This window comes from Micromonospora auratinigra (assembly GCF_900089595.1).
Classification (GTDB): domain Bacteria; phylum Actinomycetota; class Actinomycetes; order Mycobacteriales; family Micromonosporaceae; genus Micromonospora; species Micromonospora auratinigra.
The window spans coordinates 3,373,233-3,396,535 of record NZ_LT594323.1 but is presented as its reverse complement, the minus strand read 5'-3'; the positions used below and the strand labels follow the sequence as shown (position 1 = coordinate 3,396,535).

Annotated in this window: 21 protein-coding genes; 14 read left to right on the top strand and 7 right to left on the bottom strand. The window is 74.8% G+C overall.

Going from position 1 to position 23,303, the window contains the following annotated elements; all coding sequences use genetic code 11:
• Nucleotides 1-9: 9 nt before the first annotated feature.
• Complete coding sequence (locus tag GA0070611_RS14925; protein ID WP_091664497.1) at nucleotides 10-1,317, bottom strand: MFS transporter; 1,308 nt, start codon at nucleotides 1,315-1,317, stop codon at nucleotides 10-12.
• Nucleotides 1,318-1,438: 121 nt separating this feature from the next.
• On the opposite strand from GA0070611_RS14925, the gene GA0070611_RS14920 reads away from it, so the two are divergent.
• Nucleotides 1,439-2,350: an aminoglycoside phosphotransferase family protein gene (locus GA0070611_RS14920; protein WP_091664494.1), complete on the top strand. Its 912-nt coding sequence runs from the start codon at nucleotides 1,439-1,441 to the stop codon at nucleotides 2,348-2,350.
• Between the two features lie 49 nt (nucleotides 2,351-2,399).
• Nucleotides 2,400-2,753: a hypothetical protein gene (locus GA0070611_RS14915; protein WP_091664492.1), complete on the top strand. Its 354-nt coding sequence runs from the start codon at nucleotides 2,400-2,402 to the stop codon at nucleotides 2,751-2,753.
• A 25-nt stretch (nucleotides 2,754-2,778) separates the two neighbouring features.
• Here GA0070611_RS14915 and GA0070611_RS14910 read toward each other — a convergent pair whose 3' ends face one another.
• Nucleotides 2,779-3,585 carry a hypothetical protein gene (locus tag GA0070611_RS14910; protein WP_091664491.1) on the bottom strand — a complete coding sequence of 269 codons (807 nt, stop codon included), beginning with the start codon at nucleotides 3,583-3,585 and terminating at the stop codon, nucleotides 2,779-2,781.
• Nucleotides 3,586-3,725: 140 nt separating this feature from the next.
• Between GA0070611_RS14910 and GA0070611_RS14905 the strand changes: the two genes are divergently transcribed.
• The 4 genes from GA0070611_RS14905 (at nucleotide 3,726) to GA0070611_RS14890 (ending at nucleotide 8,317) form a co-directional block, all read left to right on the top strand.
• Nucleotides 3,726-4,991: an MFS transporter gene (locus GA0070611_RS14905; RefSeq protein ID WP_091664489.1), complete on the top strand. Its 1,266-nt coding sequence runs from the start codon at nucleotides 3,726-3,728 to the stop codon at nucleotides 4,989-4,991.
• A 268-nt stretch (nucleotides 4,992-5,259) separates the two neighbouring features.
• A complete protein-coding gene (locus GA0070611_RS14900) occupies nucleotides 5,260-6,744 on the top strand; it encodes an NCS2 family permease (protein ID WP_091664487.1) in 1,485 nt (494 codons plus the stop codon).
• 226 nt (nucleotides 6,745-6,970) lie between these two features.
• Entirely contained in the window at nucleotides 6,971-7,453 is a 483-nt protein-coding gene (locus GA0070611_RS14895) for a GNAT family N-acetyltransferase (protein ID WP_197675713.1), read from the top strand.
• A gap of 66 nt (nucleotides 7,454-7,519) precedes the next feature.
• Nucleotides 7,520-8,317 carry an alpha/beta fold hydrolase gene (locus GA0070611_RS14890; RefSeq protein ID WP_091664482.1) on the top strand — a complete coding sequence of 266 codons (798 nt, stop codon included), beginning with the start codon at nucleotides 7,520-7,522 and terminating at the stop codon, nucleotides 8,315-8,317.
• A 12-nt stretch (nucleotides 8,318-8,329) separates the two neighbouring features.
• Here the strand turns inward: GA0070611_RS14890 and GA0070611_RS14885 are convergent, their stop codons facing one another.
• The gene (locus tag GA0070611_RS14885; RefSeq protein ID WP_091664479.1) at nucleotides 8,330-9,265 is read right to left on the bottom strand and encodes a phosphotransferase; all 936 of its coding nucleotides are present in this window, start codon (nucleotides 9,263-9,265) and stop codon (nucleotides 8,330-8,332) included.
• A gap of 40 nt (nucleotides 9,266-9,305) precedes the next feature.
• Nucleotides 9,306-9,881, bottom strand: coding sequence for a dihydrofolate reductase family protein (locus GA0070611_RS14880; RefSeq protein ID WP_091672947.1), 576 nt, complete (start codon nucleotides 9,879-9,881; stop codon nucleotides 9,306-9,308).
• 89 nt (nucleotides 9,882-9,970) lie between these two features.
• Between GA0070611_RS14880 and GA0070611_RS14875 the strand changes: the two genes are divergently transcribed.
• Nucleotides 9,971-10,549, top strand: coding sequence for a TetR/AcrR family transcriptional regulator (locus tag GA0070611_RS14875; RefSeq protein WP_091664476.1), 579 nt, complete (start codon nucleotides 9,971-9,973; stop codon nucleotides 10,547-10,549).
• Nucleotides 10,550-10,626: 77 nt separating this feature from the next.
• Nucleotides 10,627-11,769 carry a polysaccharide pyruvyl transferase family protein gene (locus GA0070611_RS14870; RefSeq protein WP_091664474.1) on the top strand — a complete coding sequence of 381 codons (1,143 nt, stop codon included), beginning with the start codon at nucleotides 10,627-10,629 and terminating at the stop codon, nucleotides 11,767-11,769.
• A 15-nt stretch (nucleotides 11,770-11,784) separates the two neighbouring features.
• Here GA0070611_RS14870 and GA0070611_RS14865 read toward each other — a convergent pair whose 3' ends face one another.
• The gene (locus GA0070611_RS14865) at nucleotides 11,785-11,991 is read right to left on the bottom strand and encodes a hypothetical protein (protein ID WP_091664471.1); all 207 of its coding nucleotides are present in this window, start codon (nucleotides 11,989-11,991) and stop codon (nucleotides 11,785-11,787) included.
• 84 nt (nucleotides 11,992-12,075) lie between these two features.
• Here GA0070611_RS14865 and GA0070611_RS14860 point away from each other — a divergent pair, with 84 nt between their 5' ends.
• A complete protein-coding gene (locus GA0070611_RS14860) occupies nucleotides 12,076-12,597 on the top strand; it encodes a DinB family protein (protein ID WP_091664469.1) in 522 nt (173 codons plus the stop codon).
• 22 nt (nucleotides 12,598-12,619) lie between these two features.
• On the opposite strand, the gene GA0070611_RS14855 is transcribed toward GA0070611_RS14860, so the two are convergent.
• Nucleotides 12,620-13,492 carry a carbohydrate kinase family protein gene (locus tag GA0070611_RS14855; RefSeq protein WP_091664467.1) on the bottom strand — a complete coding sequence of 291 codons (873 nt, stop codon included), beginning with the start codon at nucleotides 13,490-13,492 and terminating at the stop codon, nucleotides 12,620-12,622.
• 146 nt (nucleotides 13,493-13,638) lie between these two features.
• Here GA0070611_RS14855 and GA0070611_RS14850 point away from each other — a divergent pair, with 146 nt between their 5' ends.
• Both GA0070611_RS14850 and GA0070611_RS14845 read left to right on the top strand, forming a co-directional pair.
• The gene (locus GA0070611_RS14850; RefSeq protein WP_091664465.1) at nucleotides 13,639-16,692 is read left to right on the top strand and encodes a DEAD/DEAH box helicase; all 3,054 of its coding nucleotides are present in this window, start codon (nucleotides 13,639-13,641) and stop codon (nucleotides 16,690-16,692) included.
• Entirely contained in the window at nucleotides 16,689-17,687 is a 999-nt protein-coding gene (locus tag GA0070611_RS14845) for an SWIM zinc finger family protein (protein WP_091664462.1), read from the top strand. Before GA0070611_RS14850 ends, GA0070611_RS14845 begins: the two co-directional genes overlap by 4 nt.
• Here GA0070611_RS14845 and GA0070611_RS14840 read toward each other — a convergent pair.
• On the bottom strand, nucleotides 17,682-17,939 hold the full coding sequence (locus GA0070611_RS14840; protein ID WP_091664460.1) for a DUF3040 domain-containing protein: 258 nt from the start codon (nucleotides 17,937-17,939) through the stop codon (nucleotides 17,682-17,684). The genes GA0070611_RS14845 and GA0070611_RS14840 overlap by 6 nt on opposite strands.
• A 440-nt stretch (nucleotides 17,940-18,379) precedes the next feature.
• Here GA0070611_RS14840 and GA0070611_RS14835 point away from each other — a divergent pair, with 440 nt between their 5' ends.
• Genes GA0070611_RS14835 through GA0070611_RS14825 form a run of 3 tightly spaced genes read left to right on the top strand, consistent with a single transcriptional unit; the run spans nucleotide 18,380 to nucleotide 23,291 of the window.
• Entirely contained in the window at nucleotides 18,380-20,446 is a 2,067-nt protein-coding gene (locus tag GA0070611_RS14835; RefSeq protein ID WP_091664457.1) for a DUF1800 domain-containing protein, read from the top strand.
• Nucleotides 20,447-20,460: 14 nt separating this feature from the next.
• Complete coding sequence (locus GA0070611_RS14830; RefSeq protein ID WP_231921512.1) at nucleotides 20,461-21,834, top strand: DUF1501 domain-containing protein; 1,374 nt, start codon at nucleotides 20,461-20,463, stop codon at nucleotides 21,832-21,834.
• The gene (locus tag GA0070611_RS14825) at nucleotides 21,831-23,291 is read left to right on the top strand and encodes a ferredoxin reductase family protein (protein ID WP_091664453.1); all 1,461 of its coding nucleotides are present in this window, start codon (nucleotides 21,831-21,833) and stop codon (nucleotides 23,289-23,291) included. The genes GA0070611_RS14830 and GA0070611_RS14825 overlap by 4 nt, the downstream gene beginning before the upstream one ends.
• Nucleotides 23,292-23,303: the final 12 nt, after the last annotated feature.

Here is a 23,303-nt window from a genome sequence, read left to right as displayed (position 1 = left end):
GGGCTCAAGCTAGCCGCTGCCCCCGACCCGCGCCTCCGCTTTTCCCACCCCGCAACCGTCTCCGGCGGCTGGCGCGGCCGTTCGGCGACGCAGGACCGTCGCCACGGTGGCGACGAGGCCCAGCACGACGGTCGCCAGCGCGCAGGCCAGCAGGGTCCGCCGGGCACCGAGTGCGCTGGTCAGCGGGCCGCCGAGCATGGTGCCCAGCGGTACGGCCAGCACGGTGATCGCGCTCTGCGCGGCCAGCGCCGCAGTCAGCCTTCCGGCGTCGGCACGACGTTGGAACAGCGCCATGGAGGTGGACCGGTACGGCGCCCAGACGAGACCGGCGACGGCGAACGCCGGCAGCGACAGGCCGACGGGCAGCCCCAGCCCCAGCGGCAGCAGTGCGGCGCCGAACCCGACGACGATGCCGGCGGTGGTGGGGCCGAGCGGCCAGCCGCTCAGGTAGCCGGTGCCCAGGCCGCCGGCCAGGGCGCCGACGCCGAAGGCGGTGTAGTACAGCCCGAGGGTCGTCGCGGAGCCGTGCAGGTCGTCGGTGACCAGGACCGGCATCGCCACGTAGAACGGTCCGAACAGCAGGAAGAACCCGAAGGACAGCACCAGCAGCCCGAGCAGCGCCGGGTCGCCGCGGATCACCCGGAACCCGGCGGTACGCGCCGGTGCCGGCCCGGGCTCGCCGGGTGGTCCACCGCGCGGGATCGCGAGCCGGTAGGTGACCGCCAGCACGGCGAAGGTGGCCGCGTCGACCGCGATCACCCAGACCGGACCGACGGCGGCGATGAGCAGGCCGGCCAGCGGCGGTCCGACGATGGTGGCGGCCTGGGAGAGCATGCCGAGCACCGCGTTCGCCGGCAGGTGGTGCCGGGGCGGCAGCAGCTCCGCGACCAGGGTGAAGCGTCCCGCCGAGCCCCACCCGTGCAGCAGCGAGGAGGCGGCGAGCAGGACCACGTACCACCGGACGTCGAGCAGGCCGGCCAGTTGGGCCCCCGGGATCGCGGCCAGCGCGGCGGCCCGCAGGGTCGCGTCCCAGCCGGCCAGCCGGGCTCCGTCGCGTCCGGCCAGGAGCCGGCCCAGGAGCACCGTCCCGGCCGCGCTGGGCAGTGTGTACGCGGCCACCGCGAGCCCGGTCCAGATGCCCCGCTGCCCGGGTGGCGCGAGTCGCAGGGCCAGCCAGGTCACCGCCACCAGGGCCATCCCGTCGCCCAGCGCGGACACCGCGAGACCGGGCAGCACCCGACGCAGCAGCGGGTGGGTGAGCACCGGCCAGTAGGGCGAGGAACGGGGAAACCGGGCTGTCCCGGGATCGGTCGGCATCCCGCCAGCACACTCGCCGGCACCCGGCCGGGGCAACGAAATCGCCGCTGGGCAGAACGCCGGTGGGTGGCCGGCCGTAAATCGCTGGCCGACGACCCCGCCGACCGGCGAGGGTGACGCGGTGCTGCTACACGACGACGAGATCCCGGTCGACGAGGGAACGGTCCGCTCCCTGCTCCGCGAGCAGCGGCCCGAGTGGGCCGACCTGCCCGTCGGGCCGGCCGGTTCCGGCACCGACAACACCATGTTCCGGCTCGGCGACGAGCTGCTGGTGCGGCTGCCGCGTACCCCCGACAAGGCCACCGCGGTGCGCAAGGAGCAGACGTGGCTGCCGCGGTTGGCGCCGCACCTGCCCTGCCGGGTGCCGGAGCCCGTCCACGCCGGCCGGCCCGGGCCCGCGTTCCCGACCGTCTGGTCGGTCTACCGGTGGATCGACGGCGACGAGGTCGGGCCGGGCAGCGTCACCGACTGGGCCCGCTTCGGCGTCGACCTCGCGGCGTTCGTCCGCAGCCTGCGCGCGGTCGACCTGATGGGGGCGCGGCGCGAGGGCGAGCTGAGCGGCTACCGGGGCGGCCCGTTGCGGGAGTACGCCTGGATCACCGAGTCCTTCGACGACTGCCGGCGGCTGCCGGACCCCGACCTGGACATCGACGTGCTGCACCGGATCTGGTCCGACTCGCTCGCCCTGCCCGGTTCCACCGCGCCGGTCGGCTGGCTGCACGGCGACCTGAAGCCGACCAACCTGCTGGCCCGGGGCGGGCGGCTGCACGCCGCCATCGACTTCGGCGGCCTCTCCGTCGGCCTCCCGGACGCCGAGCACTCGCCGGTCTGGGACCTGCCGGCCGAGGCGCGGCAGTCCTACTGGGACGCCCTCGACCTGGACGAGCCGACCTGGCTGCGGGCCCGCGGCTGGGCGGTCGCGGTCGGGGTCAGCGGCGTGGCCTACTACCGGGACAGCTATCCCGCCTTCGTCGCCGAGTGCCGGGCCCGGCTGCGCGCGATCCTCGGGGACGCGGCCGAGCGGGGCCGCTGACGGCGGCCCGGGTCGCCGAGGCGTCACACCCGGCGGGCATGCTCGCCGGGTGGACGACTTCCTGCCGGTGCTGCGCGCCGAGTTCGACGCCGAGGAGGGCAGCTTCCTGCTGACGGTGCGCTGCGACCTGCGCTGGGACCGCGCGGCCTTCAGCCGGCTGGAGCGGGCGATGCGGGCCGCCTGCCAGGCGTACGCGGACCGGGACCGGTTGGACCGCTGGCTGGCCGAGGGCTTCTTCTCCGTCGCCACCTGGGTCCGCGACCACACGTCGCACCCGGACTTTCCCCGGCCGCTGCCGGAGAGCTACTACGAGGCGTGCCTGGAGCGGCTCTGGGAGCTGGCCGACTGGTTCTTCCGCGGCGAGCACGTCTACCTGGAGCCGCACGAGTGGACGGAGCTGTAGCCCGGGACCCGGTGCCCTGATCCGATCAGGACAGCCCGGCGAGCAGCGCCACCACGGCGGTCAGCACCACCACGGGCGTGCCGGCCGCCACCGCGATCGTGCCCCACCGCGGCCCGGTCGTCACCTCGGCGCCGGTCGAGGTCGGCGGGACGGCGTCCAGGGCGGCCCGGATCCGGGCCGCCGCGGTCAGCTCCGCCGGCTGCCAGTTCCAGCGGTACTTGACCCAGAGACCGCGCATGCCGACCGGGATGCGGGCCGCCGGCCCGCCCGGCACGTCGAGGATCAGCGCACCCTGACCCGTCGGGTGCAGTTGCCCGGCCAGCCGGCGCGGCACCGACCGGCGGGTGAAGGTGGTCAGCACGACGAGCGCGTCGGCGGTGACCACGACCCGGTCGGCGAAGCCCAGCAGCGCCATCCAGACCGCCATCGGTACGACCACGACCAGAGCCGTGACCAGCTGCGCCACCGGCCCCTCACCGTCCCGTGGCCACCCGGAGGTCAGCGCGCCGGCGATCAGCACGGCGGACAGGATGCGCGGGAGGACGTCCCGGCGGGGGATCACCACCCGGCCCTCGCGGACCCTGACCGTCGCCGGCCCGGACTGCGCGACCCGGGTCAGGCGGGCGTGGTACACGGTCGTGGCGCGGCCGAACAGCGCCACGGCCAGGGCGCACCCGGCGCTGACGCCGAGCCATTCGGTCCCGGCGCCGGAGCCGCCGAGGTGGGTGATCATCGCGGCCACGCCGAGCACCGCGGCCAGTCCGACCACGGAGAGGGTACGGCCGGACGTCCACTCGAACTGGCCGCCGCGCGCCGTCGGGTTCTCGTTCACCCGGCGGACGGTAGCAACCGGCATCGAACTCCGGGAGGTGCCGTGCACGCAGACCACGGCACGCGCCCCGGACCGGTCGGCGCAGCCCGGCCGACGAGCGGGGCAGCGGGGCGATCGCCGCCGCACTACGGTCGGTGGGCATGACCCGCCTGTCGGCCCACCCCGGGTACGCCCGGTTCTGGACGGCCGACACGGTCTCCACCTTCGGGACGTACCTGACGACGATGGCGTTGCCGATCCTGGCCATCGTCGCGCTGGACGCCGGCGACACCGAGGTGGGCCTGCTCAACGGCGCGCGCTGGACGCCGTACCTCCTCTTCGGACTGCTGGCCGGGGTGGTGGCCGACCGCTACCGGCGGCGGCCGATCCTGATCGCCACCGACCTGGCCCGCGCGGTGCTGCTGGCGGTGCTCGCGACGTTGGCCCTGCTCGGGGCGCTGCGGTTGCCGGTGCTGCTGGGGCTGGTGGTGCTCTTCGGTGGCCTGTCGCTGCTGCACGACGCCGCCCACCAGTCCTACCTGCCGCGACTCGTCCCGCCCGACGACCTGACCCGGGCCAACGCCCGGCTGGAGCAGAGCTCCTCGCTGGCCCAGACCACCGGGCCGTTCCTCGGTGGCGCGGCGGTGACGGCGTTCGGCGCGCCGGTGGCGATCGTGGTCGACGCCGTGTCGTACCTCTTCTCCGGCCTGCTGCTGGCGACGGTCCGCCGGCCGGAGCCGGCCCCCCACCCGGCCCGCCGACACCTCGGGCACGAGCTGCGCGAGGGCCTGTCCTGGGTCTACCGGCACCCGGTGCTGGCCCCGTACGCGCTCACCCTGCACGCCCGGTTCCTCTTCGCCAGCGTCGCCTCCACCGCGTTCACCCTGCTCGTGCTGCGCGGCCTGGACCCGGGGCTGAGCACGGAGCGGGCGGCGTTCGGGCTGGGCCTGGTGCTGGCCCTGGGCGGCGTCGGGGCGGTGGTGGGCAACACGCTGTCGCACCACGTCGGCCGGTGGGGCGCCGGCCGGGCCATCCTGGTGGAACGGGTGGTCGAGCCGCTGGGTTGGGCGCTGGCGGCGCTGGCGGTACGCGGACCGGCCGGCTGGCTGATGGTGGGGGCCGCGCAGGTGGTGATCTGGTGCGCGCTGGGGATCAGCGGGCCGAACGAGATGGGGTATCGACAGGCGGTCACGCCGGACCGGCTCCTCGGGCGGATGAACGCCACCATCCGCTCGCTGAACTGGGGGATGCTCACCGTCGGCGCCCCGCTCGGTGGCCTGCTCGCCGAGTGGGTCGGCTACCGGCCGACGATCGGGCTGGCGGCGGCCGGGATGGCGGTCGCGGCCGTGGTCGCCGTGTGCTCCCCGGTGCGTACCGCCCGGCAGCCGGCGAACGGACCGGCCCCGGCCGCCCCGGTGGGCGGCTGACCCCGGCCGGCCCGGGGCGGCGGGTGCCACGGACGTGAGCTTCGCCACCGTTGCCTCGGGCGACCGCACGGCCGCAGCTCATCCGCTGGCTAGAGTGGGGGCGCGAAGTCGCTCCCCGGACCCGGGGTGCGACTTCGTAGTGCTTCACGGGACCCGTGGAGCCCAGCGGTTCCGACGTTCTCCGGGCCAACCGAAACGGAACCCGCTGCACCCCCACCGCCCGACCGGTGCGTCCGGCGGGCCAACCCGGAACGGAGTAAGCCACGCCATGAGCGTGACTACGCAGGATCCTGCTGCCCCGGTCGAGCCGGCGGAACCCGCCGAGCGGGGCCGCCTCGACCGCTACTTCGAGATCACCCGCCGGGGCTCGACGGTCAAGCGCGAGGTGCTCGCCGGGCTCACCACCTTCGCGACGATGGCGTACATCGTCGTGCTCAACCCGCTGATCATCGGCACCGCCCCGGACAAGGACGGCAACCTGCTCGGCATCGCGCCGGTCGCCGGGGTCACCGCCCTCGTCGCCGCGGTCATGACGATCATGATGGGTGTCGTCGGCCGGGTGCCGTTCGCCGTGGCGACCGGCCTGGGCCTGAACGCCTTCGTCGCGTACGCCGTCGCCTCCCAGATGACCTGGGCCGAGGCGATGGGCCTGGTGGTCATCGAGGGTCTGATCATCACCGTGCTGGTACTGACCGGCTTCCGCAAGGCCGTCTTCCGGGCGATCCCGGCCGAGTTGAAGGCCGCCATCGCCGCCGGTATCGGCCTGTTCATCGCGCTGATCGGCTTCGTCGACGGCGGCTTCGTGCGGGGCAGCACCGGCGTGCCGCTGCAGCTCGGCTCCGGCGCCAACGGCACGCTGCGCGGCTGGCCCACCGTCGTCTTCGTGATCGGCCTGCTGGTCACCGGCATCCTGGTCGCCAAGAAGGTCAAGGCCGGCGTGCTGATCGGCATCGTGGCCACCACCGTCGTCGCGGTGATCGTGAACGCGTACGCCAAGCCCGGCGGGGCGTTCACCGCGGACGGCAAGCCCAACCCGGACGGCTGGCGGCTCAACGTGCCGACCCTGCCGGACCCGCTGGTCAAGGGCCCCGACCTGCACCTGATCGGCAACGTGTCGTTCGGCGCGTTCGCGCACGTCGGCGTGATGACCGCGCTGCTGCTGGTCTTCACCCTGGTGCTCGCCGACTTCTTCGACGTCATGGGCACCACGGTCGGGCTGGCCAAGCAGGCGAACCTGGCCACCGAGGACGGCACCGACATGCCCCGCCTCGGCCAGGTGCTCCTCGTCGACGGGGTCGCCGCGGTCGCCGGTGGCGCCGGCAGCGCCTCCTCGGCCACCACGTACGTGGAGTCCTCCTCGGGCATCGCGGACGGCGGGCGTACCGGCCTGACCAGCGTGGTCACCGGCCTGCTCTTCCTCGGCGCGCTGCTGCTCACCCCGCTGGTGTCGCTGGTGCCGAGCGAGGCCGCCGGCCCGGCCCTGGTGATCGTCGGCGCGCTGATGATCCGCCAGGTGAAGGACATCGACTTCACCGACGTGGGCGTCGCCGTCCCGGCGTTCCTGACCATGACCCTGATGCCGTTCACCTACTCGATCACCAACGGCATCGGCGCCGGCTTCGTCAGCTGGGTGGCGATCCGGGTCGCGCAGGGCAAGGCACGCCAGATCCACCCGCTGCTCTGGGCGGTCGCCGTGGCGTTCGTGCTCTACTTCGCCATCAACCTGGTCAAGGCGGTCACCGGCGTCAGCTGACCGCATCCGCCGCGCCCCCGCTGCCCGTTGGCCCGAGGCAGCGGGGGCGCGGCGTATCCGGATCATGGGCTAGAGTGCGCAGGCGCGGACACGCGACCGTCGTGGGCGCAGGGGAGTGTGAGGCCATGGATCGCCATGAGCTTCCCCTGCCATGCCTTTTTCCGGGTCGCGCGCGCACCTGCTGACACGCCGCGGCCCGGGTCACTCCACGACCTTGGAGATCGCGTTGTCCTTTCCTGACCTGACCACCGACCGTCTCGTGCTGCGCCACTGGTCTCCCGAGGAGGCCGCGGCGGTCGTCGCCGACGAGCGCCGTCCGCACTGGGCGGCGGACTTTCCCGCTCCGGGCGAACGGATGATCGCCGGCCTGCTCACCCGCGACCCGGACCGCCCGCACGGGCACTTCCAGGTGATCGAACGGGAGACCGGCCTGACCGTGGGCGGGATCGGGCTGAAGTTGCCCGCCGTCGACGGGGCGCTGGAGTTCGGCTACGGCATCGTGCCGTCCCGGCGCTGCCGTGGCTACACCACCGAGGCCGTCCGGGCGCTGGTCGCCTTCGCCCGCACCCTGCCCGGGGTGACGGAGGTCTTCGCCACCGTGGACCCGGCGAACGTGCCGTCGGTGCGGGTGCTGCAGAAGGCCGGCCTGCGCCACACCGGCAGCGTGCCCGCCGACGAGGTGACGCTGCACCGGTACGTGGCCGGATAGCACCGGTCCGGTCCGGTGGCGGGGCGACCCGCCGCCGGACCGGACCCGCGCGTCGTTGTAGGGGGCATGGGTTACGCCGACGTCAACGGGGTGCGCCTCTGGTACGAGGTGCACGGGAGCGGCCGGCCGCTGGTGCTGCTGCACGGCGGCTACGGGTCGGTGGAGACGTTCGCCCGGATCCGGCCCGCCCTGCTGGCGCGTCGCCGGGTGATCGCCGTGGACCTGCCCGGGCACGGCCGGACCGCCGACGGGGACCGGCCGTGGCGCTACGAGTCGATGGCCGACGACATCGCCGCGCTGCTGGGCCACCTGGACCTGCCGGCGGTCGACCTGCTCGGCTACTCGCTCGGCGGCGGGGTGGCCCTGCGTGCCGCGATCCAGCACCCGGCCCGGGTCCGCCGGCTGGTGCTGGTCTCCACCCCGTACCGGCGGCGGGGCTGGTACCCGCGGGTGCTGGCCGCGATGTCGGCGCAGGACGAGCGGGCCGCCGAGCGGATGCGCGGCACCCCGCCGCACCAGCTGTACGCGCGGGTGGCGCCGCGCCCGCAGGACTGGCCGGCGCTCTGGGCGCGGAGCGGGGAGCTGCTGCGCCGCGAGTACGACTGGTCGGCCGAGGTGGCCGCCCTGCCGATGCCGGTGCTGCTGGTCTACGCCGACGCCGACTCGATCCCGGCCCGGCACATGGTCCAGTTCTTCGGCCTGCTCGGCGGCGGCCACCGGGACCCCGGCGGGGACGGCGGTGGCCGCCCGGTGTCCCGGCTGGCCGTGCTGCCCGGCCTGACCCACGACGACATCGTGGGTTCACCGATGCTGCCCGCCGTCGTGCTGCCCTTCCTCACCCATCAACTCCGCGCCCCGGACTGAGCGGGTCGCCGGTCAGCCGAGCCGGCGGGTGAGCCAGCGCAGCACCGCGTCGCCCTGGGCGCGCTGGAAGGCCCGGACGGTGGGGATGCCGGGCGGCGGTGGCCGGCGGGCCCCGTCGAGGAAGAAGCCGGCGAACCCGGCCAGCACCCCGGTCACCGCGGCCGGGTCGACGTCGGCGGTACGCGGTCGGGCGCGTAGCAGCGCCTCGACGTCGTGCCCGCCGTGGAGCTGCACGTTGACCAGGATCAGCAGGCTGTCCAACCAGGCCGGCCCCCGGCACGCCCAGGGCCAGTCCACCACGACGACCGTCCGGTCCGGACGGACCAGCAGGTTGTCGGCGCGGATGTCCAGGTGGCAGAGGGTGTCACCGGTCAGCGCGGCCAGTCCCCGCTCGCTCGCGGCGCACAGCTGCGGCAACCGGTCGCGGGCCCACGGGTCCAGGTCGGCGGGCGGCTCCTCGGCGAGCCGCCGCCAGCCGGCGAAGTCCCACCCGAGCTGGTCGGCGGCGGTCGGGGCGACGGTTACCGAGGTGGGGGTGAGCGCGCCGGCCATGGTGTCCAGGGTGTCGAGCACGGCGGCCAGCTCGTCGGCGTGCCACGGGGTGACCGGGTGCCGGCCCTCGACGTCGGTGAGGACCAGCGCCACCCAGTCGCCGTCGTCGTAGCTGCCGAGCAGCCGGGGGGCCGGCGCGGCCGGCGGCAGGGCGGCGGTGACCAGCGCCTCGGTGCGGTGCAGGCCTGGGCTGTGCTCGTTCTGCGCCGGGCTGACCGCCTTGACGAAGGCCCGCCGCCCGGCGGCGGTCCGCACCCGGTCGGCGGTGCCGGGGGAGAAGCCGCCGGGCTGCGAGACGGCGGCCACCACCCGGTCGCCGAGGATCTCCTCGACCGCCGCCCGCACCCGGTCGGGCAGGTCGGCCCAGCCGATCCGGGTCTTCGTTCCGCGCGTCACCGACCCACCCTGTGCGAGGACGCCGGTCGTGGGCAACCGATTACCCGGCGGCGGCGTAGCGCAGGACGACCACGCCGCTGTCGAACGGGCGGGCGTCGCGCAGCGTGAGGCGACGCGGGTCGAAGCCCCGGTCGACCAGCGGCACGCCGCTGCCGATGACCAGCGGGCTGAGCTTGACCACCAGCTCGTCCACCTGGTCGAGGAGTTGGCCGGCGAGCTGCCCGCCGCCGCAGAGCCAGATGTCGCCCCCGGGTCGGGCCTTCAGGTCCCGGACGAAGGCGGCCGGGTCACGGTCGACGATCTGCACCTGCGGGTCGTCCGAGGGCGGCAGGGTACGGGAGAAGACGTACTGCGCGAGGTGCGCGTACGGGCTGGTGACGCCCATCTTCAGCGCGGGTTCGTAGGTGCCGCGACCCATCAGCACCGCGTCGAAGCGGCCGGTGGGGGGCGAGGCGATGCCGAACTGCGGGTGGGTGAAGGTGGGGAAGGTCTGGGGCCACTCGGCGGCCAGGTGGGCCAGCACCTCGGGTTCCTGGGGCAGGAAGTCGAACGACCCGTCGGGGGCGGCGATGAAGCCGTCGAGGGTGCTGTTGACGTAGTAGACGAGCGTGCGCAAACCGACTCCGATGTCCGACACAACCACGACGGCTGTCGTGGTTGAGGAGAGACTACAACACCTGTCGTGGTTATTGCTAGGGTGATGTCATGGCCAGGAACCCGGAACGCCGTACCCTGCTCGCCGACGCCGGCCTGCGGGTGCTCGCCGCCGCCGGCGCGCGCGGGCTGACCCACCGCGCGGTCGACGCCGAGGCCGGCGTGCCCACCGGCACCGCCTCCAACTACTTCCCGTCCCGGGCCGCGCTGCTGGCCGGCCTGGCCGAGCGGATCTTCGACCGGCTGGCCCCCGACCCGGCGGTGCTGGCCGACCTCGGCCGGCGCGCGCCGTCCCCGGCACTGGTCACCGACTACCTGCGCGACATCGTCACCCGGACCACCCGCGAGCCGGACCTCACCCGGGCGCTGCTGGAACTGCGGCTGGAGGCGTCCCGCCGGCCCGAACTGCGCCGCGCCCTCGGCGACGTGCTGCGCAAGGGGTACGCCGACGACGTCGCCTTCCACCTGGCGGCCGGCCTGCCCGGCGGCGCGTTCGAGGTGGCCCTGCTGCACTACGCGGTCGACGGGCTGCTGCTCGACCTGCTCACCACCTCCGTCGACGCCGGATTCGACGTCGATCAGGTGGTATCCGCCCTGGTCTCCCGGCTGGTCGGCCCGGCCGGCGGCTGATCATCGGCACCGCACCGAGGTATGTCGACCGGTGCAGCGGGAAACCGCCCCGGGACGCACCCGGGGAGGAGTGACGGATGACGGATGGCACCGGACTGACCATCGGTGTGCTCGGCTCGTACGGCGGCCGCAACCTCGGCGACGAGGCGATCCTCACCGGCCTCCTGGCCGACCTGCGGCGGCACGAGCCGAACGCCCGGATCATCGTCTTCTCGCGGAACCCCGCGCACACCGCGCTGGCCCACCCCGACGTGGAGGCGGTCCCCTGGGAGGGGGTCAGCCGGGTCGACTCGTCCCTGGTCTTGGCCCAGCTGGACCTGCTCGTCCTGGGCGGCGGCGGCATCCTCTACGACAAGGAGGCCCGCCGCTACCTGCGGGTGGTCCGGGTCGCCCAGGAGCGTGGCCTGCCGCTGCTCACGTACGCGGTCGGCGTCGGCCCGCTCAGCGACAGCGTGGACACCGGCATGGTCCGGGAGACCCTGGCCGGGGCGACCGAGGTGACCGTGCGCGACCAGGAGTCCCGGATGGTGCTGGAGGAGGCCGGGCTGGTGAACCCGATCACGGTCACCGCGGACCCGGCGTTCCTGCTCGAACCGGAGGAGTTCCCGGCGCACTGGCTCCGCGAGGAGGGGGTGCCCGCCGGGGCCCGGCTGGTCGGGTTGAGCGTGCGCGAGCCCGGTCGGGCCGCGGAACGCCTCGACGTGGACGGCTACCACCGGCTGCTCGCCCAGATCAGCGACTTCCTGGTGCACCGGATCGACGCGTACGTGCTCTTCGTGCCGATGGAACGCGACGACATCCGGCACTCGCACGGGGTGATGTCGCACATGATCGCCGCCGAACGGGGCCGGATCCTGCACAACGACTACTCGCCCCGGCAGGTGCTCGGCCTGATGAAGCACTTCGACCTGGCGGTCGGCATGCGGCTGCACTTCCTGATCTTCGCGGCGATGATGGGCACGCCGTTCCTTCCCCTGCCGTACGCGGGGAAGGTCTTCGACCTGGCCCAGCGGCTCGGTGTGCCCGCGCTGCGCGGCGTGGAACGCGAGGTGGAGGGCCCGCTGCTGGCCGAGGTGGACCGGCTCTGGGACGAGCGGGAAGCCCGTGCCCCGGAGACCGCCCGCCGGGTGGCCGAGGTGTGCGACCAGGCGCGCGGCACCTCCCAGGTCACCCGGGGCGTGCTGGAGAGCATCCGGTCGCGGCGGCTGACCCGGGTCTGAGCCGCCCGGGCCGGGTCAGACCGCCGGTCCCCGCCAGGTGTACACCCACGGGCGGCCCTGCTCGTCGTCGGACTCCAGCTCGTAGATCTGCGCCCCGGCCAGCCCGTCCGGGCCCAGGTGGTGGTGGGTCAGCGGCGGGCGGCCGTTGCTGTCCAGCTCGACGGTGACCGTCTCGCCGTCGGCCTTGCCGCCCACCAGGGGGATCTGCGCCGTGGATGCCATGCGCCCATCCTGCCCCGGCGGCCGCCGGTCCGCAGCGGGATGCCGGGGCAGCGGGCCGGCGGGCGCCGCGACTAGGGTTCGACGATGGCGGAGCAGACGATCGACCCCACCCTCGGCCCGGTCCTCGCCCGTACGGGCGACGAGCGGGCGGTCCTCGAATCGTTCCTCGACTTCCACCGGGCCACCGTGCTGCGCAAGGCCCGCGGCCTGCCCCACAGCGACGCGAGCCGGCGCCTGGTGCCCTCCCTGACCACCCTGGCCGGCCTGCTCAAACACCTCGCCCTGATCGAGCGGAACTGGTTCCCGGTGCTGTTCACGCCGCAGCCGGGCGACGTCTACCTCACCTCCGGGGCCGACGCCGAGGCCAGCTTCGCCCTCGCCCCGGAGGAGACCGTCGACGGGCTGGCGGCCGCGTACGAGGCGGCCTGCGCCCGGTCCCGCGCGGTCGCCGCGCGCTTCGACCTGGACCACGTGGTGCCGCACCCGCAACTCGGCGAGGTCTCGTTGCGCTGGGTGCTGGTCCACCTGATCGAGGAGACGGCCCGGCACGCCGGGCACGCCGACATCCTGCGCGAGCTGACCGACGGCGAGACCGGGGCGATCTGAGCCGGCCCGGCCGGCGGTCCGCTCAGTCGCGGGGCAGCAGGTCGGCCGGATACTCCATCCCGTCCAGGGTGCACGCGGCGGCGGCCACCCGGGCGGCGTAGCGGGCCGCCTCGACCGGGGTCGCGCCGCGCAGCCGGGCGGCGATCAGGCCGGCGGCGAACGCGTCGCCCGCGCCGTTGGTGTCCACCACCGGGGCGGGCGGGGTGGTCGCCGGCACCCGGGCCGGCGGCCCGTCCGGGGTGTGCAGCGTCGACCCGGCCGCGCCGGAGGTGACCACCACGGTCCGCGGCGCCAGCGCCGCCGCCACCGCGCCGGCCCGCTCGCCGAGCTGGACGTCGCTGACGAGGACCAGGTCGGCGGCGTCCGCGAAGGGGCGGTGGTAGGCGTTCTCGCCGTCCCAGTCGTGCAGGTCGGTGGAGAGGACCGCGCCGCCGGCGAGGCCGGCGCGCAGCGTGGGCAGCGCGTCCCGGGCCCAGTCCATGATCGACACGTGCACGTGCGCCGCCTCCGCGACCAGCGCGGTCAGCTCCGCCGCGCCGAACGGCGGCGGGCCCGACCAGGGACGCGGGTCGTAGAGCGACATCCGGCGACCGGCCGGGTCCACCATGTTGACCGAGCGGCGGGTGCCGGCGGGGGCGTCGGCCAGCACCGTCCGGACCGAGGTGCGGGCCAGCGCCGCGCGGACCACCGCGCCGGCCGGATCCGTGCCCAGCACGTCGACCAGCGCCACCCGCAGCCCCAGCGCGTGCGCGGCCAGCGCCACCCCGGCGCCGGTGTTGCCGATCCGCAGCTCGATCGGGGGTACGGCAAGCGAGTCGGCGGCGGGCAGCGGGAGCGCGGGCACCCGGGCCCGGATGTCGACGCCGAGGCCACCGATGACGAGCAGATCGATCATGGCGGAGACGGTAGCCGACCGCCCGCCCCCGGTGCCGGCCCCGTCTCGGCGGCCGTCGTCGCACGGACGGATGTCGACGGCGTGGCAGGCCGGCCGGGTCGGTCCGGGCTCCGGCTATCCTCGACAGGCGTCGCGAGGAGGAGACAGTGCTGGTCGTCCACGGGTCGTGGCTGGCCGGTACCGGCCTCGCCGTCTGGGCGGAGGACAGCGGGCGCCCCGCCGCCGCGCCCCGCCGTCCCGGTCGCGCGCCGCGCGAGCGGCCGCATCCGTTCGCCGCCGACCACCCGGCGCTGGCCGCCGCGCTCGGCGGTCACCCGGGCGAGCCCGGCAGCGTCCTGCTGACCCTGCCCACCCGGGCCGGCGTGCCGCTGGACTCGCCGGAGCTGGTCCGGGCCGCCGTCGCCGACCGGGTCCGCGGCGCGGTCACCCTCGCCGGCTGGCGGGTGCCGACCCTGGGGTACGCCCCGGACGCCGCGCTGTCCCTGCTCCGCGCCCTCGACGGGCTCGCGGAGGTGGCCGGCGCGAGCCTGCGCCACCTGGCCGAACTCGCCGACTTCGCGGTCGACCTGGTCACCCGGGGTCGGGTCCTGCCGGGGCTCGCCGACCCGGTCCCCGCGCCCGGGGAGGTCGCCGCCCGTGCCGTGTGGCGGCCGCTGCTCACCGGCACCGACGCGGGCTGGGCACGGTCGCTCGCCCTGGCCCTGCCCCCGGCCGCCCGCGCGGCCACGCCCGACCGGGCGGCCCGACCCGGGCCGGGCGAGCTGGTGGCCGACGTGCTCGACGCGCTGACCGACGCGGCCGCCCGGGCCGCCCTCGCGGACACCGCCCTGCACCGGGGCATGCGTCCCGGTGGGCCGGTGCCCCGGTGGCTGGCCGCGCTGACCCGGGCGGAGCCCACCTTCACCGTCGCGCCGGCCGAGCTGGACCTCCTGCGGACCGAGCTGGACGCCTGGCAGCGCGACGCCGCCGGTGGCGCGGTACGGGCCGCGTTCCGGCTGGTCGAGCCGGCCGTCGACCCGGTGGCCGAGCTGGTCGAGGGGGGAATCTGGCGGGTCGAGTTCGGTCTGCACCCGGCCGACGAGCCCGGGTTGGTGGTGGACGCGGCGGACATCTGGCGGGGGGCCGCGCCGGCGCTGGCCGGACGGGGCGGGGACCCCCAGGAGACCCTCCTGGCCGAACTGGGGCGGGCCAGCCGGCTCTGGCCGGAGCTGGACGACGCGCTGCGCACCGCCACCCCGGAGGGCATGGAGCTGGACGCGGAGGGAGCCCACCGGTTCCTCCGCGAGGGCGCGCCGGTACTGCACGCGGCGGGCTTCGGCGTACTGCTGCCGTCCTGGTGGCGGCGCTCCTCGTCCCGGCTCGGCGCGCGGCTGCGGGCGCGCGGTCGCGGCACCGCCGCCCCGGGCACGGTGAGCGCCGCGGCGAGCGGCCTCGGCCTCGACGCGCTGGTCGACTACCGCTGGGAGGTCGCCCTCGGCGACCAGCCGCTGAACGCCGAGGAGCTGGCCACGCTGGCCGAGCTGAAGTCCCCGCTGGTCCGGCTGCGCGGCCGCTGGGTCGAGCTGGACCCGACCCGGCTGGAGGCGGGGCTGCGGCTGCTCCGTTCGGCCGGCGAGCTGACCGTGGCCGACCTGCTGCGGATGGGCCTGACCGGGGAGGAGCGCCCGGACGCGCTGCCGGTGCTGGAGGTCACCGCCGACGGGGCGCTCGGCGACCTGCTGGCCGGCGAGGCGGAACGGCGGCTCGCCCCGGCCGACCCGCCGGCCGGGTTCGCCGGCACGCTGCGGCCGTACCAGCGGCGAGGGCTGGCCTGGCTGGCCTTCCTGCAGTCCCTCGGGCTCGGCGGGATCCTCGCCGACGACATGGGGCTGGGCAAGACCGTGCAACTGCTCGCGCTGCTGGCCGGGGACCCGCCGGCGGCCGGGCCGACGTTGCTGGTCTGTCCGATGTCGCTGGTCGGCAACTGGCAGCGCGAGGCCGCGAGGTTCACCCCCGGCCTGCGGGTGCACGTGCACCACGGCGCGGAACGCGCGCGGGGTGCGGAGTTCGCCGCCGCGGTGCACGGGGCGGACCTGGTGCTCACCACCTACTCGGTGGCCGCCCGGGACGCGTACGAGCTGGCCGGGGTCGACTGGCACCGGGTGGTGGTGGACGAGGCGCAGGCGATCAAGAACGCGGCGACCCGGCAGGCGGAGGCGGTCCGCGCCCTGCCCGCGCGGCACCGGGTCGCGGTCACCGGCACGCCGGTGGAGAACCGCCTCGCCGACCTCTGGTCGATCATGCAGTTCGCCAATCCCGGCCTGCTCGGCCCGGCCGCCGCCTTCCGGAAGAAGTTCGCCGAGCCGATCGAGCGGCACGGTGACGAGGAGGTGGCCGGGCGGCTGCGCCGGATCACCGGCCCGTTCGTGCTGCGCCGGCTCAAGACCGACGCGTCGATCATCTCCGACCTGCCGGAGAAGCTGGAGATGGAGGTGCTCTGCAACCTCACCGCCGAGCAGGCCGCGCTCTACCGGGCGGTGGTCGACGACATGCTGGCGAAGATCGAGTCCAGCGCCGGGATCGAGCGGCGCGGCCTGGTGCTGGCCACCATGACCCGCCTCAAGCAGGTCTGCAACCACCCGGCGCAACTGCTGCACGACGGCTCGGCCCTGGCCGGCCGCTCCGGCAAGCTGGAACGCCTGGAGGAGATCGTCGACGAGGTGCTCGCGGCGGGGGAGAAGGCCCTGCTCTTCACCCAGTACGCCGAGTTCGGCGGGATGCTGCGCGGGCACCTGGCCGCGCGGACCGGCCGGGAGGTGCTGCTGTTGCACGGCGGCGTCGGCAAGGCCGAGCGGGACACCATGGTGACCCGGTTCCAGTCCCCGGCCGGCCCGCCGCTCTTCGTGCTCTCGCTCAAGGCGGGCGGCACCGGGCTCACCCTGACCGCGGCGAACCACGTGGTGCACGTGGACCGGTGGTGGAACCCGGCGGTCGAGGACCAGGCCACCGACCGGGCCTTCCGGATCGGTCAGCGCCGCCGGGTGCAGGTGCGCAAGTTCGTCTGCGCCGGCACGGTGGAGGAGAAGGTGGCCGCGATGATCGCGGACAAGCGGAGCCTGGCCCGGCGGGTGGTGGGCAGCGGCGAGCAGTGGGTCACCGAACTCTCCACCGACACCCTGCGCGAGTTGTTCACGCTGGAGGCCGGGGCGGTGGTCGAGTGAGCCCCGAGCCGCGGCGTCCCCCGTTCGCCGAGTTCGGCCCGCCCCGCCGGGTCGACGGTGGCCTGAAGGCGCGCAGCACCCGCGGCGCGATCGGTCAGTCCTGGTGGTCCCGGCGGTTCCTGGAGGTGCTGGAGTCCTTCGCCCTCGGCACCCGGCTGACCCGGGGCCGGGCGTACGCGCGCCGGGGCCAGGTGCTGCGGCTGGACATCGCCCCCGGGCAGGTGACCGCCGAGGTGCAGGGCTCCCGGCCCCGGCCGTACCCGGTGCGGATCGGGCTGGCCGCGTACCCGGACGAGGTGTGGGACCGGATCGAGGGGGAGCTGGCCGGGCAGGCGCTCTTCAGCGCCCGGCTGCTCGCCGGCGACCTGCCGCCGGAGCTGGAGGCGCGGTTCGCCGCCGCCGGCGCTCCGCTCTTCCCGGCCGCCGTCGGCGAGCTGGACCAGCACTGCGGCTGCCCCGACTTCGCGGTGCCGTGCAAGCACCTGGCGGCCACCTTCTACCTGCTCGCCGAGGCGTTCGACGCGGACCCCTTCCAGTTGCTGCACTGGCGCGGCCGGAGCCGGACGGAGCTGCTGGACCGGCTGCGTACGCGGCGCGGCGCCGGCGCCGCCCCGGACGGCGGGCCGGCCGAGCGGGCGGCGGCCCCGGACGGACCGGACGCCCCGGCGGGCGGCCCGACCCCGACCGGTCCGCGCGCGGGCGCGGGGCGGGTGCTCGACGGCCTGCCGGCGGTCGCGCCGGACGAGGAACTGGACCGGTTCTGGCTCGCCCCGGTGCCGCTGCCCGACCGGCCGCCCACCCTGGCGGCCGGGCCGGACCTGCTGCTGCGCCAGCTCGCCCCGCCCGGCGCGGCGGTCGGCGGCCCCGGCCTGGTGGAGCGGCTGCGGCGGGCGTACCGGGAGTTCGGGCGACCGTCGGCGGCGGACCCGGACGGCCCCCCGCCGGGCTCGTCGCCGGCGCGGCCGGAACCGGACGGGGCGGCGCCGGGGTCATAGCCAGCGCCGCCGGAACCGCCACATCAGTCCGGCGTTGGCCACCAGCACCACGGCGCAGACCGCGCCGGCCAGCCGCCCGGCGAGCACGGTCATCGCCGGCAACGAGGCCCACAGCACGATCGTCAGCAGCATCAGGTACCGGCCACGGCGGCCCCGGGCCCGGTTGTCGAGCCGGGCGAAGAACTGCGGGTCGCTCTCCCGCAGCTGGCGGGTGATCTGTTCGAACCTGCGCTGATCCTCTTTGCTGAGCATGGCGGTGCCTTCCCCTCACGGCTTCAGCGGTTCGGCGGCATACCCGCAACGGCGGCCGGTCACGCGCCGCTCCTGCTGCTACTTTCCGCGCCGACGAGGGATGGGGTCTGCCCGGCGGACACCTCAGCGCCGACTTATCCGCGCCTTAAGTTTCCCTGAGCGCTCGAACGTCCCGAACAGCGTCGTCGTGGGCGGAAACGTTACGGCGTGACATTCCCGGGACGGGTCCGCCCTGCTCGGGACGTCGCCGGTCGCGGCGGGACGGACCGCATCCCCGCCGGCCGGGGTGAGCAGTGTCTTAAGTGCCCGTCGGAGCGCCTTGAGCGCTCCCGGACGGCTGGCTACTTTCCCGTAGCAACTCCCCTGGCAACCGTCGCCGCCCCCGCGCCCGCCCCCGGCCGCAGGGACGTGCCGGCGCTCGAAGAAAACGGGACAGGTACATGGCCGACCGCAACGTGCCACCGCGTCGAACCCGGGACGACCGCGGCTGGGACGGCACCCAGCACCCCCTCCCGGACGGATACCACGATCTCGGCGGCACGCCGTACACCGCCCACGCGGACTACGCCGCGTCGTACGCCGGCCCCACCGCCCCCTACGCCGGCCCCGGCTACGCCGGCGCGCCCACCGCAGGCCCTCAGTGGGTCGGGCCGGACGGCTTCACCGGCCCCGGCTACGCCCCGACCGGGTACGCCCCGTCCGCCGGCCCCGGACTGCCCAACCTGGACGACGACGACCGGCCGCGCGACGGCCGGCGCCGCACCCTGGTGATGGGCGCCGCCGCCGCGGTGGTCGCCGGTGGCGCGGCGCTGGCCCTGTCCCCGCAGGTACGCGGCCTCTTCAGTGACGACCCGGTCGGCGACGCCACCGGCACCGCCACCACCGACGGCAGCGCGGCCCGCCCCAGTGGGCAGCAGCCCAGCACGGTGCGGACCTACACCGAGCAGAACGAGAGCTACATGGGCTCCCGGGCCGGGGCCGCGCTGAAGCGCAACTCGCCCTCCGGCGGGCGGGTCTTCGCCGGTGCCGCGGCGGCCGCGGCGGCCACCCCGGTCACCGTGAAGACGGTGCTGGCCAAGGACCCGGTACGTCACCTGGCCAGCCGGGCCACCTTCGGCGCCACGCCGCAGGTCATCGCCGACATCAAGCGGCTCGGCATCGACGGCTGGCTGCGCCAGCAGCTCGCCCCGGAGCAGATCGCCCCGACCAAGGCCGAGCTGAAGCTGACCGAGCTGCCCTCGTTCAAGCTGTCGCCGCAGCAGTTGCGCGACCAGCGCGACCAGCTCAACGAGCGGGGCGTCGACCCGGCCCGGGAGACCATCGACGCCACCATCGCCCGGCAGATCTGGTCCGACCGCCAGCTCTACGAGGTTATGGTCGACTTCTGGAACGACTTCCTGCACGTCGCCGCCGACTTCGACGGCGGTGAGGCGTACCGCAACGCCTTCGACCGGGACGTCGTGCGCAAGCACGCCCTGGGCAGCTACCCGGACATGCTGGTGGCCGCCAACAAGCACCCCGCGCTGCTGCTCTACCTGAACCAGAACGACTCCCGCAAGGACGCGGTCAACGAGAACCTGGCCCGGGAGAACCTGGAGCTGTACTCGGTCGGCGTGGACGGTGGCTACACCGAGAAGGACGTCCGCCAGGCCGCCCTGCTTCAGACCGGCCGGGGCGTCGTCGACGGGCAGTACGCCTTCCGGGCCGACCAGCACTACCTCGGCAAGGTGAAGATCCTCGGCTTCAGCCACGCCAACAACTCGGCCGACCCGAAGGTCGCCGACAAGGTGATCGACTCCTACATCCGCTACATCGCGCTGCACCCGTCGACCGCCGGGTACGTGGCCCGCAACCTGGCCACCCGGTTCGTCTCGGACACCCCGCCGAAGTCCCTGGTGGACCGGCTGGCCAAGGCGTACACCGCCAACAAGGGCCAGATCAAGCCGGTGCTGACCACGCTGTTCAACTCGTCGGAGTTCTGGGCCGCGGTCGGCCAGAAGGTCCGCCGGCCGATGGAGTACCTGGTCGCCACGTACCGGGCCCTCGGGGTGTCGCCGACCGCGTCCCCGCAGTTCAAGGGTGACGGCCGGCGGACCGCGTACGCCCAGGGGCTGCGCCAGGTGCAGGACAAGCTGCGCGAGCTGGGCCAGTACCCGATGGGCAAGCCCACCCCGGACGGCTACGCCGACGTCTACGTCGCCTGGACCTCGGCCGGGACCATGGTGGACGGCTGGAACGAGGCCGGTGACCTGCTCGCCGGCTGGCGTACCGAGTTCACGTACACCAAGCCCGAGAAGCTGGTGGCGAAGCCGCCGGCGACGGCCGGGGCGTACGTCGACGCGCTGGCCCTGCGGCTGGTGCATCAGAAGCTGAGTGCCCGCGAGAAGGCGCTCGTGCTCGGCGTCGCCGGCGTGACGGCGAGCACCAAGGTCGACGCCACCTTCAACGGGGCCATCGCCGCGGTCGCGCGGACGATCCTCGCGTCCCCCCAGCACCACCTCCGGTGAGGCATTCGATGGAGATGACCGTGAACCCGTACCCCCTGCACCCCGAATGCCCCGACCTGCGCCGGCTGGCCGACAACCCGGCCGAGGCGCTGCTGCGCGCGGAGGCCGGCATCGTCGCGGCCGAGAACGCCGCCGAGGCGGACCGGTACCGCCGCCTGGAGGAGCTGGAGGAGGCCCAGCATGACGGCCGGGGCGTCACCCGGCGGACCTTCGTGGCCGGCGCGGCGGCCACCGCCACCGCCCTGGCCACCGCCCAGTTCGTCACCACCTCGGCCTCGTTCGCCGCGACGAAGACCGGCACCCTCATCCACGTCTTCCTCTACGGCGGGCTGGACGGGCTGAGCCTGGTCGCCCCCGCCGACGACCCGGTGCTCACCAAGACCCGGCCCGACCTGCTGCTCGGCAACGACTCGCTGGCCCTCGGCCGGGGCTTCAAGCTGACCAGCGCCTTCGCCCCGCTGGAGAAGTGGCTGAAGGCGGGCCAGCTCGGCTTCGTCCCGGCGGTCTCCGACCCGCGGCTGTCCCGCAGCCACTTCCAGGCCGCCGACGCCTGCAACCTGGGCGGGCTGCCCAGCGAGACCGCCGGCCGGGGCTGGCTGGACAGCCTGGTCGACTCCCTCGGCAAGGGCACCGCGTTCCGCAGTGTCGGCATCGGCAGCACGCTGCCCCGCTCGCTGGTCGGCGTCAACGGCGCGCTCGCCCTGAACAGCGTCGGTGAGCTGCGGCTCAACGGCGACGACCGGTACCGGGCGGCGACCGAGAAGGCGATCCGGGGGCTCTTCACCGGGATCAACCACCCGGTGGAGGAGGCCGTGCAGGAGGGGATGAGCGCGCTGGCCACCGCGCAGAAGCTCGCCGCGAAGCCGTACCAGCCGCTGGCCGGGGTGCAGTACGACGGCGTCGGCCGTTCCTTCCAGCAGCTCGCCCAGCTGATCAAGGGTGGGGCGAACGTCCGGGTGGCCACCGTCGGGATGGGCGGCTACGACACCCACGAGAACCAGGGCACCCGCGAGGGCGGCCAACTCTGGCGGCGGCTCAACGAGCTGGCGACCGCGATGGCCGCGTTCTTCACCGACCTGGGAGACAAGGCCGCCGACGTCACGATCATGGTGTCCAGCGAGTTCGGCCGCCGGGTCGCCTCGAACCAGGGCGGCACCGACCACGGCCACGGCGGGGTGGTCACCATCCTGAGCGGGCGTAGGCTCGCCGGGTCCCTGCTCGGGACCTGGTCCGGATTGAACGATCTGGACAGCGGAGACGTACCCGAGTACAACAACATGTTCAACGTCTACGGATCGGTAGCACAGGGTCGATTCGGACTGACCACCGCACAAGTGGACAAGATCTTCCCCAGGCAGAAATACACCCCCATGAAGTTGTACGCGTGACATACCAGGACACTTACGAGACGTACGCCGGCCGCCGGACGAGGACCCCCTCGTACGGCGGCCGTGCCGCGCACCGGCCCGCCCCGGTGCCCCCGCCGGCGCCCGAACCCCCGCGACCGGCGGTGCGGGGCGTGCCCCGGCGCGGGCCCGGCCCCCGCCGCGCGCTGGCCGCCCTCTTCTGGGCCGGCCTGGTGCTCAGCGTGCTGCCCTGGTGGCTGAACACCCCGGCCGGCGGCCTGGCCACCACCGGTGACGTGCTGCTCGCCGTCGGCCGGATCACCGGCCTGATCGGCGGCTACCTGCTGCTGGTCCAGGTGCTGATGATGAGCCGGCTGGCCGTGCTGGAGCGCTGCCTCGGCGGCGAGCGGATCTCCCGCCTGCACCGGGACCTGGGCGCCACCCTGCTGGTCGCCGTGCTGGCCCACCTGGCCACTCTGGTGGTCGCGTACGCCCGGGCCGAGCAGCACTCGATCCTCGGCCAGGTCGGGGTGATGCTCTCCGACTACGCCGACATGCTCTCCGCCTTCGTCGCCGCCGGCATCCTGGTGCTGGTCGCCCTCACCGCCGTCCGGGCGATCCGCACCGCCCTGCCGTACGAGCTCTGGTACCTCCTGCACCTGTCCAGCTACGCGGTGCTGGCGTTGGGCTACGCGCACCAGTTCAGCAACGGCGCGGAGCTCTACCCGGCCGGCCCGGTGCGCACCGGCTGGTACGCGGCCTACCTGCTGGTGATCGCCGCGCTGGTCTGGGGCCGGCTGATCGCGCCGCTGCGGTTCAACCTGCGGCACCGGCTGCGGGTCGCCGAGGTGGTCGCGGAGACCCCCGACACCATCTCGATCTACCTGACCGGACGCCACCTCACGGCCCTGCCGATGCTCGGCGGCCAGTACTTCCGCTGGCGCTTCCTCGCCCTCGGCTGCTGGTGGCAGTCCCACCCGTTCTCGCTCTCCGCCGCGGCCAACGGCCGCTGGCTCCGGCTCACCGTCAAGGTGGTCGGCGCGCACACCGCCGACCTGCGCGACCTCGAACCCGGCACCCGGGTCTGGGCGGAGGGGCCGTCCGGCACCTTCACCGCCGCGCACCGCACCCGGGAGCGGGCGCTGCTGATCGCCGGCGGCAGCGGCATCGCCCCGCTGCGCGCCATGCTGGAGGAGCTGCCCCCCGGCACGGCGGTCATCTACCGGGCCCGCAACCCCCAGGAGGTGCTGCTGCACCGGGAGCTGGACTGGCTCGCCGAGGCCCGCGGGGCCTCCGTCTGGTACGTCATCGGCTCGCGCCACCAGCCCGGCCCCCGGCAGGTGATGAGCCCGGACGGGCTGCGCCGGCTGGTGCCCGACCTGACCCGGCGCGACGTCTACCTCTGCGGCCCCGCCGGGCTGATCGAGGAGGCGGTCCGGGCGCTGCGCCGGGCCGGCGTGCCCCGGCGGCAGATCCACCAGGCCACGTTCGAACTGTAGGAAGGCTGAACA

What these genes read in the sequence shown, in the direction of transcription:
- GA0070611_RS14925 (WP_091664497.1), bottom strand. Translation starts at nt 1,317, where the DNA reads ATGCCGACCGATCCCGGGACAGCCCGGTTTCCCCGTTCCTCGCCCTAC.
- GA0070611_RS14860 (WP_091664469.1), top strand. Translation starts at nt 12,076, where the DNA reads ATGGCGGAGCAGACGATCGACCCCACCCTCGGCCCGGTCCTCGCCCGT.
- GA0070611_RS14840 (WP_091664460.1), bottom strand. Translation starts at nt 17,939, where the DNA reads ATGCTCAGCAAAGAGGATCAGCGCAGGTTCGAACAGATCACCCGCCAG.
- GA0070611_RS14865 (WP_091664471.1), bottom strand. Translation starts at nt 11,991, where the DNA reads ATGGCATCCACGGCGCAGATCCCCCTGGTGGGCGGCAAGGCCGACGGC.
- GA0070611_RS14900 (WP_091664487.1), top strand. Translation starts at nt 5,260, where the DNA reads ATGAGCGTGACTACGCAGGATCCTGCTGCCCCGGTCGAGCCGGCGGAA.
- GA0070611_RS14875 (WP_091664476.1), top strand. Translation starts at nt 9,971, where the DNA reads ATGGCCAGGAACCCGGAACGCCGTACCCTGCTCGCCGACGCCGGCCTG.
- GA0070611_RS14890 (WP_091664482.1), top strand. Translation starts at nt 7,520, where the DNA reads ATGGGTTACGCCGACGTCAACGGGGTGCGCCTCTGGTACGAGGTGCAC.
- GA0070611_RS14905 (WP_091664489.1), top strand. Translation starts at nt 3,726, where the DNA reads ATGACCCGCCTGTCGGCCCACCCCGGGTACGCCCGGTTCTGGACGGCC.
- GA0070611_RS14855 (WP_091664467.1), bottom strand. Translation starts at nt 13,492, where the DNA reads ATGATCGATCTGCTCGTCATCGGTGGCCTCGGCGTCGACATCCGGGCC.
- GA0070611_RS14835 (WP_091664457.1), top strand. Translation starts at nt 18,380, where the DNA reads ATGGCCGACCGCAACGTGCCACCGCGTCGAACCCGGGACGACCGCGGC.
- GA0070611_RS14870 (WP_091664474.1), top strand. Translation starts at nt 10,627, where the DNA reads ATGACGGATGGCACCGGACTGACCATCGGTGTGCTCGGCTCGTACGGC.
- GA0070611_RS14830 (WP_231921512.1), top strand. Translation starts at nt 20,461, where the DNA reads ATGACCGTGAACCCGTACCCCCTGCACCCCGAATGCCCCGACCTGCGC.